Below are 14469 nucleotides of genomic sequence, written 5' to 3' on the forward strand. Positions count from 1 at the left end.
GATTCAGCTAGCTTTGTCAGTGAAGCTATGTGAATTGGATCACAATATGTTCAGATAGTTTTGTATCGACAAGAGCATTGATGCGACACCTACAACAACTCAAATATATTGATGCTGTCGCACGTATCGGTTCGATACGCGGCGCCGCAGACACACTGGCCATCACCTCAACGGCTTTGAACCGCCGCATCCTTGCTGTAGAAGAAGACCTGGGAACGCCGATATTCGAACGGCTGCCCAACGGAGTTCGACTCAGCGTTGCAGGTGAGGTGTTCATTCAGTATGTACGGCAGCAACTGTCGGATATGCAACGAGTGCAGTCCCAGATTGCTGACCTGTCTGGGGAGCGACGCGGACAGATTTCCGTAGTCTGCGGCCAGGCGATGATGCTGCAGTTTCTTCCGGCACTGGTATCGAAATACCGAGCCGCTCATCCGGGAGTCTCGTTCAATATCTTCGTCGGTGGACGTCAACTGGCCGTCAGCTCTCTGATCGATTTTTCGGCAGATCTTGCGCTTATTTTCGAACCAGAGCCAAATACTGGCGTACAGGTTTTGCTGGATGTGCCGCAGCAATTGCATGCGCTGATGGCAACCGACCACCCATTGGCAAAGCAGGGCGTCGTGAGGCTCAGCGACTGTGCACAGTTTCCGTTGGCCTTGCCAAGTCAGAGGGCAGGGATACGACACATACTCACGCTGGCTGCCGCCAGGCGAACTCTACCCCTGCACGTTGCCATCGAATCAGACAATGCCGGGTTCCTGCTGAGCTGCATACGCAGTGAGCCCATGATTGCATTCCAGATTCCGATGGCATTCTCAGCCAAAGGTCCGGGGGAGGGAATTTGCGCGGTACCGATCCACCTCAACGACATCGCACTGGGCAGTCTGCAGTTGGCACAGCAACGCGGACGTACACTCCCCGTGGCCGCAGCACGATTTGCCTCATCCATCAGCGATGGATTGACCACACTGATTGACCAATGGAATGAGGGCAAATCGAAAGAAAGGTCCGAATGAATAAAAGATTTAAAAAAGAAGCAATTTTCTTTCAATTGTTCTTGACAGTTACCGTCAAAACGATCATAATTTTTGGCTGAAGTTCGGCGGCTACATAGCTCAGTTGGTTAGAGCACAACACTCATAATGTTGGGGTCCCTAGTTCGAATCTAGGTGTAGCCACCATTTTTAATAACTTCAGTAAATCACAGCGAAAACACGCGCCTGACGAAGCGGCCTGTAGAAAAATGCGACTTATACGCAACCGCTGATAGATTAATCCAAATTATGCAAAGCTGCCGCGGAGTCATTTTTCTTCCGCGACGCCTTACTTGAGATTTCTTAGGCAGTCCTCCAGATCACCATCGCGAAGTCGGAATGAAAATAAGTTCATTCATCCATAGCGACCAGGGTTGCGTCAGGGTGCTTGTAGCGCCATCGGCAGTAATGGTGATCTGTACAGTATCTATGTCACCTGTATCGGCATCGAGTAGCAATGTGTTGTTTGCACCAGCGCTGAGTTCGAGTTTTCCTGTCTCAAAAAGCACGGTGTTATTGGCCAAGCCTACATCCCTGGCAAGTGTCAGATTTTCGCTGACCAGAGCCGTGATGTCCTGATTCCCAGTCCAATCGGCTCGTACCCTGAACCCACCGCTCAGGCTAGCGGAATCAGAGCTGGTGGAAAGTTCCGTGGTTGAATCTTCTATAGCAAAGGAATTGTCACTGCGCTCCAGACTGAAATTCGTATCATCAGTCCACCATTCACGTCTACTTTCACCGGAGCCAGTGCCATGCGCAGTGCGGTATGTCATACCAGAATAACGAATAATCTGAGTTTGATCATCGCTGAAAAATCCCGAAGAAGTGACAATGATAGCTTCAAAGACTGAGCGCTCTATTTGACCATCCAGAATAGTGATTCCGTCCTGGCAATTATCAAATTCAAAGTTCCATTCCAATATATTATCAATCGGATACCCTTGAGACCAAGGCGTAAAGGTTGCGGTACCCCCATTACTGCAAACAATGTCCGCAGTTGTAGATATCAATGCGCCTGACTCATCAGTCAATGGCAAATCGTCGTAGGTTGGATCTGAATAGTCTGGAGCCGTGAGTATCTGGTCCCCGTAATACTTGCCTGAGTAGATGGCAAATACGTTCGCAATCAGCTCAACATAATTATCACTCGTAATAACAGCCGCCTCTTCCTCAGGCTCAGGAGTAGGCTCAGGAGTAGGCTCAGGAGTAGGCTCAGGAGTAGGCTCAGGAGTAGGCTCAGGAGTAGGCTCAGGAGTAGGCTCAGGAGTAGGCTCAGGAGTAGGCTCAGGAGTAGGCTCGGGAGTAGGCTCGGGAGTAGGCTCGGGAGTAGGCTCAGGAGTAGGCTCAGGAGTAGGCTCTGGAGTAGGCTCAGGAGTAGGCTCAGGAGTAGGCTCAGGAGTAGGCTCAGGAGTAGGCTCAGGAGTAGGCTCTGGTCCAGGCACAAGAGTTGGATCGTCTAGAGGGGCAGCAGGCTCTAGTGTTGGATTTTGAGCCGATGGATCGGACGTTACGACCGGTTCTGCCTCGCCATTGCTTCCGCCGCAGCTTGAGATCGCTAGTAATAAGATTGGAGTAAAAACTGCGATTTTCATATATCTCACGCCCTTGATATTGCCTGCGAAGCGAAAAAGGTAACGCATCGCCAGTAACGAACCATTGTCGGGCAATACCGTACCCCAATTATTAGTTGAGGCCCAGTAACACGGTGTGTACATCAAGCTCTGTTCAATTTGAATCAATTTTGAAACAAACGCAGTCAGGTCACAGTTTTCACCGCCTCTGCTGAATCTCGATTGAACCCTGCCCGATACAGCAGGCTGTGTCGTTGGATTTCTGAAATCGCCATCGACGTGCACCTTCATCTCCAATATCGGGCTTGGAAAAGTTATATGAATTCATCGGCAAATGCAGCTGCACAAAACGCAGTCGAAAATCTTGAAGAGATCAGGCTCGATGCGAACGAAATACAAAAACCGGAAGTGATTGTCTCGATCAAGCCTGATGTGATCGCGCTGGAAGGCAAGGGATCTCCGGACTTGCCATTGGCCAAGGGGGAGTTTGTCCTTCTGGATGTCTCTCAGGGCTGGCGAGATCTGGGGCTGTTAGCCAAGCTTGCCCGACACAAAGGACGCCTGATTGTGACCAATCGTCGTGCCCTGGTCTTCACTAAAAAGACCAGAGATTACGAGATTCAGCAGATGCGATTGACTCATGCGGGTTATTTGAAGATGGGGCACAGATTGATGATGCTCAAATTGCTCGGTGCCATCACGGTGATTGTCGCCGGTATCGCTCTAATGCCTACACAAGCGGTGGCAGGTCTGGTCGTGGTGGCATTTGGCGTTATCGGTTTGTTTACAGCAAGACGGCAGGGCATCAGCATTTTTGGCAGCGGTGGCAATCTTGTCTTTGATACCAAGAGTGTCTCCCATATGGAACTGTCCAAGGTACTGACTGTGCTGAACGGGGCCGCATGATCTCAAGTTCGGGGCTCGCTGTCGCCATCAGGAAGGCGATCAGCGTGCAGGCGGTTGGGCTGGCGGCAGTTTTGCTGTTGGGAATCGCCCTGTATCTTCTGGATATGGAGGTGACTGTTCCGGCCCGTCTGGCAGCAGTGCTCATATCACTGATGTTACTGACTGCCTCTCATCTGTGGCTGCCGGATCTGAAACTTCAGTCCGGTCATACACTGTGGGTTTTCATTCTGATTGCCTTGGTCTGTGCCATGGCGGGATCGTTACTGGTTATTGCATTATTGATTTTTGGCGTGGGCCCGCGAGAAAAATTGTTTGTCTCCTTGCTGGCATTGCAGTCGGTGCACCTGGTCCTATACGCTGTGAATTGGTTCTTCTTCGATGAACGCGAGATTATTTCGCACAAAAGTCCAACGGCCATGGAACTTGCGTCTATGGACCTGGGAACCGGGTCTTTGTCGCCAGCACGACAGGGTGAGTCTACGGGTTCGCCCTCGTAGAGCGAGAGTGAATCATGCCGTAGCAACTGGCGATCCCAGAACCGCTCTTGCCTGGCTGTCTACTTCCTTAAGCAGGGTTGGAAATCGATACTGGCCGTGCATTGAGCTCACTCGCTGTGCGGCCAATTGCACATCGTGGGTGCTGCTGATCCACAGTGATTTATTACTATTGCCTCGAGTCACGGGTAATGCCCCTGATTCTGTAAACGGATTTTTGGCAACACCAATTATCGGAATGGCTTCATCCAGGGCTGCAAAAACGTAGCGACCCAGCCCTGGCTTGTCGGATCCCAGATCTACAAACCCATCAATGATGATGGTATCAACCGAATGCCGCTGACATGCCCGCTTCAATACAGGCATCAGACAAGGCAATTCTCGTCGATAGAAAAAACCTGGCTCATATGGTTCAAGCTCAGTGTGGGTGTTCGTCAGGCATTGCTCAAATGAGGAAGACTGCCAATTGTCGAATAAAACGGCAGCGATACCCGCTCGGTCATTTGTATCATCGTACTGAACATCGATGGCTAGCAGCATCGTCTGATACTCCGCGTGTAACTGTATTTATCCATTTAATGGGTTCACTCAGAGTCGAAGGATACTTGCAAGCATCATCCATGGATACCATAAGCTAACCCTATAGGGAGGTGCCAAGGTCGTTTATTTTCAAAAGCAGAGTTCGCTGACACGATAAGGCGGTGCTTTCTCTGCAACGCCCGGCCACGGTGGATAGAAAGATCGCTCTACGCCTGTAGAGTGAGTGTCAGATGGCGAAGGGTTTTGTCTGCCCGACGAATCATTTGTATCGCGTATATCCTGCCCTTCCTGATTTACGACTCGAAAGCGAAATCGTGTAGGAGATAGTTCTCGTACCTTCTCGAAGGAATCATGGCTATTGCGTAACAAACTCTCAATATCGTTGATGTTCTGCCGGGTTGCCTGTTGACGATGGAAAGACTCTTTATAGCCGTCCGGATGATCGTTGATACGTTCAATTCGGTAGCCACCTTTATGTACGATTGTATGATGAAATGCGCACAGACAAGCGCCGTTCTCTACACTGGTAGTGCCGCCATCGGCCCAGTGATGAATGTGGTGAATCTGCAAATGCCGTGTTTGTGTACACCCTGGATATTGGCAATGTTGATCTCGGTTCTTGATGGCGCGAGCCATCGCCGCTGGCCAGAGACGAGACTTGCGACCGATATCGATGGGTTCGCCGTTTTTGAGCGTGACTGTGGAAACGCTGCAATCGCAAGCGAGTCGGCGGGCTGTGTCGGTGGCGATAGGGCCTGCATTTTGAACGGTTGGACGCTTGCCTGGAGTTGAGGCGTTGCTCGTGTTCAATTCTGATTCGTCCACCGAGACGATGACCTGATAGCGATCAGCGGTAGCCATTTCCCGGCCAGCATTCTGCAGGCTGTTCTCTGCCATGAGTACAGCTGCATCCGCCCGACGTTGTGACATGGAAGCATCGGTTTCTTCCAGCTGCGCCAGCGATTGCTCGATGCCATTTAGAAAAGCTTGGGCAACTTCAGGTGGCAGTGCAAGCTTTATGAGCGTGTTGCCATTACTCACGGTGTTCCAGCTGAATGATCGAGTCTCTATCTGTTGCAGACTCCGTGCGTTCTCTCCATCGCTGCTGTATTGATCCGCATCTTGTTGCCAACGGTATTCATTGCAGAGGCGCTCAACATCTGACACTGCGGCATCCAATGCTGTATGACATAGAAGGGCTTCATTGTCTTCATTCGCAACTCGCGAAAGTAGACGCACGATTGACCAGGTGAGCCTGCCGCCACTGAAAAGCGCTCTGGTGATGGGCAGGGCTTGGAGTTTGCGACCTACACGCAAGTATTCCCAGGCCAGAGCTGGACTGATACCCATTTCAAGGTTCATCCAGGCAACACAATGGCGAGAGCCAGATGACTTCCACCCACCCAGATTGTCAAAGCGCACAAGTAGTTCCAGTTGATCGGCCATGCCTGAGGACAGATCTTGTCCCAATTGTTTCAATCGAAGGGCAATGGCTGGCACTTCGTCAGGCATGGCTTTGCCGGCATGCTCGGTTTGCGGAGCAATGGTAGAGCCGTCCGTCAGCGACATGAAGAGGCGCAGGTTACGACCAAAGGATTCCCGAGCTTCGGCGTCGAATGAATCTGTGCCGAATGGAATGTGCGAATTATCTGTTTCTACTTCGATTTCATCTTGAACATGACTTGTAGTGTCTGCGTGTTCATGATGGCTCTGATTAATTGAATCGTCCATGGATTCATGTCCTCTTGAGAGGATTTCAATATAACATTTCGAGTAGTATAGGTCAAAAATAGATACTGTTAATATATATAGTCTAAGTGGACTTGTTCAGATATTAATCCCGTGAGCTTGCGGAGCGAGGTTCAATGGTTTTGCGAAAGCTGTCCGCAGTGTTCAATAGCATCTCACCGCTTCGGCTGCCCAGTATCCGTAAACTGCGATCAAAGACAGATAAGGAGAGTATATAGATCACTAACCATGTCATCAGTACGCAGATCATTGTGGCGGCAACCGGTCCGTAGTGTTCGAATACCAGACCGAGCAATGGGGTTGCCGGTAGCACGAAGAAGCCATGCAGCAAGTAGATGGCAAGGCTGCGTTTTCCAGCTTTGACAAACACGGTGCGCAGCAGGTCCGCTGATGTGAGCAGAGTCCATGTCATGATCGCAGCAATGCCAATCAATAGTGCACGGACGAATACCCCATGGCTGAATGAGACATCCAGAACAGCGAATCCGTTGCTGCCATACAGCCAGCTGGCACCTATGTTTGAATGCCATAATGCGGCAGCGAGCATCAGGCTCGCCGATAATAATATGATGGTGGTCGATCTTGAAATCATGGCAGCTTTATCGAAGGCTGTCTGACCAATGAGGTAGCCCCCCATGAACCAGGGCAGAAAGTACAGGGCGCGATCGAGCGTCGGCACAGACTCAACAATGGGTAGGGCTCCACTGCCCAATCCAATTGCCACGCTGATCAAAAGAGCCAGGCGTGGTGATGCAGGTGCGAGTGTCAGGGTAATGAGCCAGAAAACCATGGCTAGCAGGAACCAGAGCAACCAGAACGGATCCAGCCATGCGAATTGTTTATTGCTGTCCATGAAGGGCAGGTACAAAGAATACAGGCACTGAAATATCACCAACAAACTGACCAGCACCGCGATTCGTCGCTTCACATTGTCAGGCTTGCTCGTCATGCCGGCAAGAAAGATGAACGCAGGCATGTGGAAGGCGTAGATTGCTGTCAGCAAGTAGCGAATCAGGCCATCATCCCAATAGTTGGTAGCTTCCAGCAGGTGGCCTGAAACCACCAACGTGATAAGCATGCCTTTTGCGCTGTCGAGACGGCTGTCACGTGTGTCCATGAACCGAACCCTGTTTCATCGATACAAAATCAGGGTGAAAGCTATCAGCTGCGCTCGTTATCAAAAACAGGTTTGAAAAATTGTATGGAGCCTGAACTGCCTGGGAGCCTATTCCAGCGTTGGTAGGTTGCCGAATTGTCAGCCAGCTATGGCCTGCGTACTGAATATCTGGTAGGCCTCGGCTTATGGATAGTCATAATGAAATGGCCGATCTGCGTGATGCCGCTATATTTTTTCCACAGAAGCTGCTATCTCGAAAACCCTATGCACAGATGTTGCAATGGCAGTTTCTTCGCGCGCGCTCACTCTGATGGGGTCTTACGGGTATACGAGTGAAATGGGCAAATTGATGCGCGATGTCAAGATCATGCAGATTTACGAGGGAACCAATCAGATCGAGCGTATCGTGATTTTCCGCTGAAGGTGATGGAAGTCTTTTTTTAATCAGCCTCAAGATCATTATCTTCAGGACAATATCATCGAAACATAGCCACCTATCAGTGCCAGTACTGTCGTTAATGCATAACTGACTGGATAAGGTACGGCTGCTACAGAACTGCCTGACTCCTCCATGATGGCGTTCAGACCCGGAGTGCTGTTGCGAGCGCCGGTGGAGGCGCCAGCAGCAATGATGGAATTGAGGCCGAAGAATTTTATCCCTATCCAGAAGGCGATGAACGGTGGTATCAATGCGCCGGCAGTGCCGATCAGAGCTAGCCAGAGGATTGTATCGCCGCCCAGGGCTGTGATGACCTTGGGCCCAACGTTGGCAGACAAAACAGCAACAAAAGCATTCAGTCCGAAATCCTGTAGAAAGCTGCGGGCTCCTTCATGCACGGGACCGCCGAACTCTGGATTGCGGCTACGGAAATAGCTGACACCCACGCCTGCCATGATGACACCAGCCGATGTTCCAAGCGCAAATGGTATGCCCCTTCTCGAACCGCCCGGTGCGGACCCGCATGCCGGGTGGTGTGGGAGGGGCCCGACTTCGGTCGGCCCCTATCCTGATCAAGAGTGTGTTGCCGTTACTAACAGTCTTCCAGCTGAATGATCGAGCTTCGATCTGTTGCAGGCTCCGGCGCTCTCTCCGTCGATGCCGTTTTGATCCGCATCATGCTGCCAACGGTACTCATGGCATAGGCGCTCTAAATCAGAGACGGATGCATTCAATGTTGTGTGGCACAACAGGGCTTCACTGTTCTCATCGGCGACTCTCGATAGTAAGCGTACGATTGACCAGGTGAGTTTGCCGCCTCTGAATAAGGCTTGAGTGATCGGTAGGGTTTGAAGTTTGCGACCTACGCGCAAGTAATCCCATCCCAGTGCCAGGCTGATACCCATCTCAAGATTCATCCAGGCGACGCAATGGCGGGAGCCTGACGACTTCCATCTACCCAGGCTGTCAAAGCGTACAAGTAGCTCCAGTTGATCGGCCATGCCTGAGGACAGGTCTTGCCCCAGCTGTTTCAGTCGACGGGCAATAGCCGGTAGCTCGTCGGGAATGGTTTTGCCGGGGAGATCGGTCTCCGGCGCAATGGCAGAGCCATCCGTCAGGGACATGAAGAAGCGCAAGTAATGATGGCGTATCTCGTGCCGTTAAAATCGTGCCTTTACAGGAGGAGATATTATCTTTTCCTGCATCCCTGAAAGCTTTAGTCCCTTGGGCTTGCAGCCACCGGTTCAATTGTTCTGCGAAGGCTGTCAAGCGTGTTTAGAAGAAGTTTGCCGCCTCGACTGCCTAGTGTCCGCAGACTTCGATCGAAGACTGACAACGAAAGAAGGTAGACCAATAGCCAGGTTGCCATTATGCAGATCAGTGAGACTGCAACAGGTCCGTAACGCTCGAACGCCAGACCGAGCCATGGCGTTGTCGGTAGAACGAAGAAGCCATGCAACAAGTAGATAGCCAGGCTGCGTTTTCCAGCTTTGACAAACACAGTGCGTAACAGGTCTGCCGATGTGAGCAGAGTCAAGGTCATAACTGCAGCGATGGTGATCAATAGCGCGCGGACGAGTACTCCTTGGCTGAATGAGACATCCAGAACGGCGAAACCGTTGCTGCCATATAGCCAGCCCGCGCCTACGTTTGCGTACCACAAAGCTGCGGCGAGTATCAGGCTTGTCAATGACAATACCATGGTGACAGGTCGGGAAATCGTCGTAGCTTTATCGAATGCTGCCTGGCCGATGACGTAGCCTCCTATGAACCAAGGCAGGAAGTACAGGGCACGATCGAGCGTGGGCAGGTATTCAAGAACGGGTAGGGCACCGCTGCCCAGCCCAACTGCCACGCTGATCAGAAGAGCCAGGCGCGGCGATGCGGGTGCAAGTGTCATGGCGATGAGCCAGAAAACCATGGCCAGCAGGAACCAGAGTAGCCAGAACGGGTCCAGCCATGCAAACTGTTTGTTGCTCTCCATGAAGGGCAGATACAAAAAATACAGGCACTGAAATATCACCAGCAGGCTGACGAGTACGGCGATTCTTCGCTTCACATTGTCAGGCTTGCTTGTCATACCGGCCAGAAAGATGAACGCTGGCATGTGGAACGCGTAGATTGCCGTTAGCAGGTAGCGAATCAGGCCCTCGTTCCAGTAGTTGGTAGCCTCCAGCAAGTGGCCTAGTACCACCAGCGCAATCAGCATGCCTTTGGCGCTGTCTAGCCGACTGTCACGTGTGTTCATCAAGCGAACCCTGTTTTATCGATACGATTTTGAGGTGTAAGCTAGCAGTTGCACTCGTTAGCGATAACAGGTTTAAAAAATAGTAGGAATCTTATACTTCCTGGAAGCGTATTCCAGTGTCGTAGGGTTGCCGGATTGTCAGTATGTCACGGTCTACGAACGGAGTTTCCACCCGAGATTATGCTGTTGATCAGCGCAGCCACCGCCCTGTGCGTTTCGACACTGCATTCGGAATTGACATCGGATTCGACTACATTTTCATGCGCAGCCGCTGCATCCTCGAGGATGTCCATGATGGCGCTCTCCGGCAGCACTCGCGCGTCGTTGAGCGCAAGAAGCAGCGACTCGCAAATCGAAAGTGCGGCTATTCCCGAATGCGTGTTATGTTCGGACATTGTATGCGGGCCTTTCAGGTGGCGATGCTTGCACAGAGAGCCTGAGCAACGTTTGAGACAGACTGTCAAATAACGAGCGAGTTCGGGCTAATCGACATCAGTCACCGGCACGATTCGTTGAGCAACGCTCAGCGATACCCATGGGAATAGTGCACAACATCAAGAACATGCCATTGGCGCGAAAACTGGGTGCCTTTGTGGCCTTGTCAGAGATTGAGCATACCGTGCTTGAAGGCTTGCATAAGCGCCGTCGCACTTTTTGCGCGGGACGCGATCTGGTGCATCAGGGGCAATCTGGTCAGGCGGCCTATATCCTTGTTTCAGGTTGGGCCTGTTCTTATAAAATCCTGATGAATGGGCATCGACAAATTGTCGATTTCCAGATTCCAGGCGATTTTCTGGGATTGCGCAGCGTTCTGTTGAAGTTATCGGATCACAGCGTTGAGCCGATCTCTGACATCGAAGTGACAGAAGTCAACGTGTCTGATCTGCTAGAGGCCTTTGCAGAGACGCCTCGATTGGCCGCAGCGGTCCTTTGGGCTGTGTCTCGCGATGAGGCCATGGTGGTTGAGCATCTTGTCGACATTGGTCGCCGCAATGCGGCAGAACGTATGGCTCATTTCCTGTTGGAACTCGGTGCCAGGCTGTCTCTCGTCGGCTTGGGCAGTAAGGCAGGTTATGCCTGCCCACTGTCACAGTACTTGCTGGCTGATGCCCTTGGTTTGAGTTCTATCCACGTCAACCGGGTGCTGAGAAAGCTGCGCGAGACTGGCATGCTCACGTTCCGGGAAGGGTATGTCGCATTCGACAATTATGAACAGCTGATCGAATTTGCCGAGTTTGATCCGGTCTATCTGGATCAGGCTGGACCGCTGTTGCCCTGAAACGCTCAGTTTATTGCTGAATGGGCTCTTACTCCGCTTTCGTCTACGTGCGCTGGCGTACAGACGCAAATCAGTGAGTGATTTCTAATGGTTACTTCCAATCCGGCGTTTCGCACGGGAATTGAACCCACAGCAGCGTATGGTCAAAAAGGAACCCTATGCCTACCGATCATAAAACCCTCACGCCCGATCTGCTCGCTCGTATGGACGCCTACTGGCGCGCTGCGAACTATCTGGCGGTTGGGCAGATCTATCTGGGTGAGAACCCTCTACTGAGGCGGCCGCTTGCACTTGCAGATGTGAAGCCCATGTTGCTCGGACATTGGGGGACGACTCCGGGGCAGAACTTCATCTACGTGCACCTGAATCGGGTCATCAAGAAATACGATCTGAATATGATCTATGTCTCGGGTCCGGGACATGGAGGTCCGGCAGTGGTTGGCAACACCTATCTGGAAGGTACCTACAGCGAGGTCTATCCCGACATCAGTCGTGATGTGGAGGGTTTGCAAAAACTGTTTCGTCAGTTCTCGTTTCCCGGCGGAATTCCGAGCCACGCATCGCCCGAGTGTCCGGGGTCGATCCACGAGGGTGGGGAGTTGGGCTACTCGCTCAGCCATTCATTCGGCGCCGCGTTCGACAACCCCGATCTGATCGTCGCCTGTATTGTTGGTGATGGCGAAGCGGAGACCGGGCCGTTGGCCACGGCGTGGCATTCAAACAAGTTTCTCGACCCAATGACTGATGGTGCCGTGTTGCCGATACTGCACCTTAACGGCTACAAGATTGCCAATCCGACATTGTTGGCGCGCATCACGCGCGAGGAGTTGGATCAGTTGCTGCGTGGCTATGGGTGGACGCCATTGTTTGTTGAAGGCTCTGATCCGGCTTTGATGCACGAGGCTATGGCCACAGCTTTGGACGATTCGGTGGAGCAGATTTGCAAGATTCAGCAAGAGGCGCGCGCCAGCGGTCACGCGGTGCGACCACGTTGGCCGATGATTGTACTCGATTCACCCAAGGGTTGGACCGGACCCAAAGAGGTCGACGGCTTGCAGATAGAAGGTACCTTTCGCGCCCATCAGGTGCCGATCAAAGACCCAGCCACGCACCCGGGCCATCTTGCGCTGCTCGATGACTGGTTGCGCAGCTATCGTGCTGAGGAGCTGTTCGACGAGCAGGGCAGGTTGATTCCGGAGCTCGCCGAACTGGCACCCATCGGTACGCGGCGTATGGGAGCAAACCCGCATGCCAATGGCGGACAGTTGCTGCGCGATTTGCATTTGCCCGACTTTCGCGAGTACGCGTTCAAGGTGCCCGAACCCGGTGTTCCCGGCATTGGCGATACGATCGTACTCGGGATGTTTCTGCGCGACGTGATGAAGTGGAACGAGGGGCAACGCAATTTTAGGGTCTTCGGTCCTGATGAGACGCTATCCAACGGCCTGGGGGCTCTCTTCGAGTTCACACCCCGCCAGTGGGATGCCGCGACGGTCGAAGGTGATGAATTTCTTGAACCGACTGGACGAGTCATGGAAATGCTCAGCGAGCATCAGTGCGAGGGTTGGCTTGAAGGCTATTTGCTGACGGGGCGCCACGGTCTCTTCAATTGTTACGAAGCCTTCATCCACATTGTCGATTCGATGTTCAACCAGCACGCGAAGTGGCTCAAGGTGACATCAACGATCCCGTGGAGGCGCAATATCGCTTCTCTCAACTACCTGCTTGCCTCGCACGTGTGGCGCCAGGATCACAACGGTTTCACACATCAGGATCCGGGCTTTATTGATCATGTTGTCAACAAGAAGGCCGAGATCACGCGTGTCTACCTGCCGCCTGATTCGAACTGTCTACTCTCGGTGATGGATCATTGTCTACGCAGTCGTCACTATGTGAACGTGGTGGTGGCTGGAAAGCATCCGGCACCGCAGTGGTTGACGATGGACGCTGCTGTCAAGCACTGCATCAAGGGCATCGGTATCTGGGAGTGGGCCAGCAATGAGGGTGATGAAGCACCCGATGTTGTGATGGCTTGCTGCGGTGATGTACCAACGCTGGAAACACTGGCCGCGGTGTCGATTCTGCGTGAGCATCTGCCGACGCTGAAGATTCGCGTCGTAAACGTCGTCGATCTGATGCGGCTGCAGCCGCAAAGCGAGCACCCGCATGGCCTGATCGATGCCGATTTCGATGCGTTGTTCACGAAGGACAAACCGGTCATTTTTGCCTTCCATGGTTATCCGTGGTTAGTCCATCGACTGAGCTACCGCCGCTGTAACCACGGCAATATTCACGTGCGCGGCTACAAGGAAGAGGGCACGATTACAACGCCCTTTGACATGACGGTGTTGAACGATCTTGATCGTTTCCATCTTGCTATGGACGTCGTCGATCGTCTGCCACAGACCGGCGATCGGGGCCTGGCCTTGAAGCGAAAGCTCCAAGGCAAGTTGATGGAGCACAAAAAGCATATTCGCCTGCATGGCCAGGATATGCCGGAAATACGCAATTGGCGATGGGAGGCGGCTCCGGCATGAATGCGAAGATACTGCGCGCCACGGCGGCTGCTCTGATGGCCGATGACAAGGGCTTGTTGGCAATGGATGAGAGTAATCCAACCTGCAACAAGCGCTTCGCCGCTCTAGGCATTCCACAGACCGAAGAGGCGAGGCGTGCGTGGCGCGAACTCATCATCACGACGCCGGGACTGGCCGACAGCATCAGCGGCGCGATTCTCTACGATGAGACGATCCACCAGTTCTGTCAGGCTGAGGTCACCGCGCAGTTGCTGAACGAGGTCTTCGGACAACTATATGCTCAGGGCGTACTGCTGGAAGGTATGTTGCTCAAGCCGAATATGGTGCTCTCCGAGCTGGCCTGTTCCCACCAGAACAGTGTGGACAGGGTGGCCGATGCTACCGTGATTGCTCTATTGCGCGCCGTGCCCGCGGCCGTACCAGGCATCGCGTTCCTCTCGGGTGGTCAGAGAGTCGAGCTGGCGTTCTGCCGGTTGAGCGCGATGAACCGGTGCTTCGAGGCGCGCCTACCCTGGCCGCTGAGGGCCTCTGGGTCAGGGGTTGGATAATGCT

16 protein-coding genes and 1 tRNA gene are annotated in these 14469 nt (G+C 52.7%); 9 read left to right on the plus strand and 8 right to left on the minus strand.

All coding sequences use genetic code 11. The annotated features are described in order from the left end of the window. The first annotated feature begins 80 nt into the window (after positions 1-80). Together IMCC3135_RS10550 and IMCC3135_RS10555 are read left to right on the plus strand one after the other, a co-directional pair. Entirely contained in the window at positions 81-1019 is a 939-nt protein-coding gene (locus IMCC3135_RS10550; protein ID WP_088917572.1) for a LysR family transcriptional regulator, read from the plus strand. Positions 1020-1107: 88 nt separating this feature from the next. Further along, positions 1108-1184: transfer RNA gene (locus tag IMCC3135_RS10555), tRNA-Met, on the plus strand. Positions 1185-1357: 173 nt separating this feature from the next. Here IMCC3135_RS10555 and IMCC3135_RS34695 read toward each other — a convergent pair. Further along, positions 1358-2479: a hypothetical protein gene (locus IMCC3135_RS34695; RefSeq protein ID WP_205737993.1), complete on the minus strand. Its 1122-nt coding sequence runs from the start codon at positions 2477-2479 to the stop codon at positions 1358-1360. A 447-nt stretch (positions 2480-2926) separates the two neighbouring features. Between IMCC3135_RS34695 and IMCC3135_RS10565 the strand changes: the two genes are divergently transcribed. Together IMCC3135_RS10565 and IMCC3135_RS10570 are read left to right on the plus strand one after the other, a co-directional pair. Then, positions 2927-3514, plus strand: a complete 588-nt coding sequence (locus IMCC3135_RS10565; protein WP_088917573.1) for a hypothetical protein — start codon at positions 2927-2929, stop codon at positions 3512-3514. After that, the gene (locus IMCC3135_RS10570; RefSeq protein WP_088917574.1) at positions 3511-4011 is read left to right on the plus strand and encodes a hypothetical protein; all 501 of its coding nucleotides are present in this window, start codon (positions 3511-3513) and stop codon (positions 4009-4011) included. Before IMCC3135_RS10565 ends, IMCC3135_RS10570 begins: the two co-directional genes overlap by 4 nt. Positions 4012-4023: 12 nt before the next feature. Here IMCC3135_RS10570 and IMCC3135_RS10575 read toward each other — a convergent pair whose 3' ends face one another. From IMCC3135_RS10575 to IMCC3135_RS10585, 3 genes are all read right to left on the minus strand, one after another. Then, positions 4024-4548 carry an endonuclease V gene (locus IMCC3135_RS10575; RefSeq protein WP_088917575.1) on the minus strand — a complete coding sequence of 175 codons (525 nt, stop codon included), beginning with the start codon at positions 4546-4548 and terminating at the stop codon, positions 4024-4026. Positions 4549-4677: 129 nt separating this feature from the next. Further along, positions 4678-6279 (minus strand): HNH endonuclease signature motif containing protein, encoded by a 1602-nt coding sequence (locus IMCC3135_RS10580; RefSeq protein WP_088917576.1) that lies wholly within the window; start codon positions 6277-6279, stop codon positions 4678-4680. Positions 6280-6382: 103 nt separating this feature from the next. Next, positions 6383-7414 (minus strand): acyltransferase family protein, encoded by a 1032-nt coding sequence (locus IMCC3135_RS10585; RefSeq protein ID WP_088917577.1) that lies wholly within the window; start codon positions 7412-7414, stop codon positions 6383-6385. A gap of 185 nt (positions 7415-7599) precedes the next feature. Here IMCC3135_RS10585 and IMCC3135_RS35205 point away from each other — a divergent pair, with 185 nt between their 5' ends. After that, the gene (locus IMCC3135_RS35205; protein WP_257790407.1) at positions 7600-7725 is read left to right on the plus strand and encodes a hypothetical protein; all 126 of its coding nucleotides are present in this window, start codon (positions 7600-7602) and stop codon (positions 7723-7725) included. Further along, positions 7695-7835: an acyl-CoA dehydrogenase family protein gene (locus IMCC3135_RS35475; protein ID WP_088917578.1), complete on the plus strand. Its 141-nt coding sequence runs from the start codon at positions 7695-7697 to the stop codon at positions 7833-7835. The genes IMCC3135_RS35205 and IMCC3135_RS35475 overlap by 31 nt, the downstream gene beginning before the upstream one ends. Before the next feature lie 44 nt (positions 7836-7879). Here IMCC3135_RS35475 and IMCC3135_RS10595 read toward each other — a convergent pair whose 3' ends face one another. The 4 genes from IMCC3135_RS10595 to IMCC3135_RS10610 all read right to left on the minus strand — a co-directional run bounded on the left by IMCC3135_RS10595 (position 7880) and on the right by IMCC3135_RS10610 (position 10496). Then, entirely contained in the window at positions 7880-8344 is a 465-nt protein-coding gene (locus IMCC3135_RS10595) for an aspartate-alanine antiporter-like transporter (RefSeq protein ID WP_257790423.1), read from the minus strand. Positions 8345-8425: 81 nt separating this feature from the next. Beyond that, positions 8426-8977 (minus strand): hypothetical protein, encoded by a 552-nt coding sequence (locus IMCC3135_RS10600; RefSeq protein WP_088917579.1) that lies wholly within the window; start codon positions 8975-8977, stop codon positions 8426-8428. Positions 8978-9069: 92 nt separating this feature from the next. Beyond that, a complete protein-coding gene (locus IMCC3135_RS10605) occupies positions 9070-10101 on the minus strand; it encodes an acyltransferase family protein (RefSeq protein ID WP_088917580.1) in 1032 nt (343 codons plus the stop codon). A 146-nt stretch (positions 10102-10247) separates the two neighbouring features. Further along, positions 10248-10496 carry a hypothetical protein gene (locus IMCC3135_RS10610; protein ID WP_088917581.1) on the minus strand — a complete coding sequence of 83 codons (249 nt, stop codon included), beginning with the start codon at positions 10494-10496 and terminating at the stop codon, positions 10248-10250. Positions 10497-10636: 140 nt separating this feature from the next. On the opposite strand from IMCC3135_RS10610, the gene IMCC3135_RS10615 reads away from it, so the two are divergent. From IMCC3135_RS10615 to IMCC3135_RS10625, 3 genes are all read left to right on the plus strand, one after another. After that, positions 10637-11380 carry a Crp/Fnr family transcriptional regulator gene (locus IMCC3135_RS10615; protein WP_088917582.1) on the plus strand — a complete coding sequence of 248 codons (744 nt, stop codon included), beginning with the start codon at positions 10637-10639 and terminating at the stop codon, positions 11378-11380. Between the two features lie 158 nt (positions 11381-11538). Then, positions 11539-13917, plus strand: coding sequence for a phosphoketolase family protein (locus IMCC3135_RS10620; RefSeq protein WP_088917583.1), 2379 nt, complete (start codon positions 11539-11541; stop codon positions 13915-13917). Beyond that, on the plus strand, positions 13914-14465 hold the full coding sequence (locus tag IMCC3135_RS10625) for a class I fructose-bisphosphate aldolase (protein ID WP_088921792.1): 552 nt from the start codon (positions 13914-13916) through the stop codon (positions 14463-14465). Before IMCC3135_RS10620 ends, IMCC3135_RS10625 begins: the two co-directional genes overlap by 4 nt. The last annotated feature ends 4 nt before the right edge of the window (positions 14466-14469 follow it).

The sequence above is a fragment of the Granulosicoccus antarcticus IMCC3135 genome (genome assembly GCF_002215215.1).
Taxonomy (GTDB): domain Bacteria; phylum Pseudomonadota; class Gammaproteobacteria; order Granulosicoccales; family Granulosicoccaceae; genus Granulosicoccus; species Granulosicoccus antarcticus.

What these genes read in the sequence shown, in the direction of transcription:
- IMCC3135_RS10550 (WP_088917572.1), top strand. Translation starts at nt 81, where the DNA reads ATGCGACACCTACAACAACTCAAATATATTGATGCTGTCGCACGTATC.
- IMCC3135_RS10565 (WP_088917573.1), top strand. Translation starts at nt 2,927, where the DNA reads ATGAATTCATCGGCAAATGCAGCTGCACAAAACGCAGTCGAAAATCTT.
- IMCC3135_RS10570 (WP_088917574.1), top strand. Translation starts at nt 3,511, where the DNA reads ATGATCTCAAGTTCGGGGCTCGCTGTCGCCATCAGGAAGGCGATCAGC.
- IMCC3135_RS10575 (WP_088917575.1), bottom strand. Translation starts at nt 4,548, where the DNA reads ATGCTGCTAGCCATCGATGTTCAGTACGATGATACAAATGACCGAGCG.
- IMCC3135_RS10580 (WP_088917576.1), bottom strand. Translation starts at nt 6,279, where the DNA reads ATGGACGATTCAATTAATCAGAGCCATCATGAACACGCAGACACTACA.
- IMCC3135_RS10585 (WP_088917577.1), bottom strand. Translation starts at nt 7,414, where the DNA reads ATGGACACACGTGACAGCCGTCTCGACAGCGCAAAAGGCATGCTTATC.
- IMCC3135_RS35205 (WP_257790407.1), top strand. Translation starts at nt 7,600, where the DNA reads ATGGATAGTCATAATGAAATGGCCGATCTGCGTGATGCCGCTATATTT.
- IMCC3135_RS35475 (WP_088917578.1), top strand. Translation starts at nt 7,695, where the DNA reads ATGGCAGTTTCTTCGCGCGCGCTCACTCTGATGGGGTCTTACGGGTAT.
- IMCC3135_RS10600 (WP_088917579.1), bottom strand. Translation starts at nt 8,977, where the DNA reads ATGTCCCTGACGGATGGCTCTGCCATTGCGCCGGAGACCGATCTCCCC.
- IMCC3135_RS10605 (WP_088917580.1), bottom strand. Translation starts at nt 10,101, where the DNA reads ATGAACACACGTGACAGTCGGCTAGACAGCGCCAAAGGCATGCTGATT.
- IMCC3135_RS10610 (WP_088917581.1), bottom strand. Translation starts at nt 10,496, where the DNA reads ATGTCCGAACATAACACGCATTCGGGAATAGCCGCACTTTCGATTTGC.
- IMCC3135_RS10615 (WP_088917582.1), top strand. Translation starts at nt 10,637, where the DNA reads ATGGGAATAGTGCACAACATCAAGAACATGCCATTGGCGCGAAAACTG.
- IMCC3135_RS10620 (WP_088917583.1), top strand. Translation starts at nt 11,539, where the DNA reads ATGCCTACCGATCATAAAACCCTCACGCCCGATCTGCTCGCTCGTATG.
- IMCC3135_RS10625 (WP_088921792.1), top strand. Translation starts at nt 13,914, where the DNA reads ATGAATGCGAAGATACTGCGCGCCACGGCGGCTGCTCTGATGGCCGAT.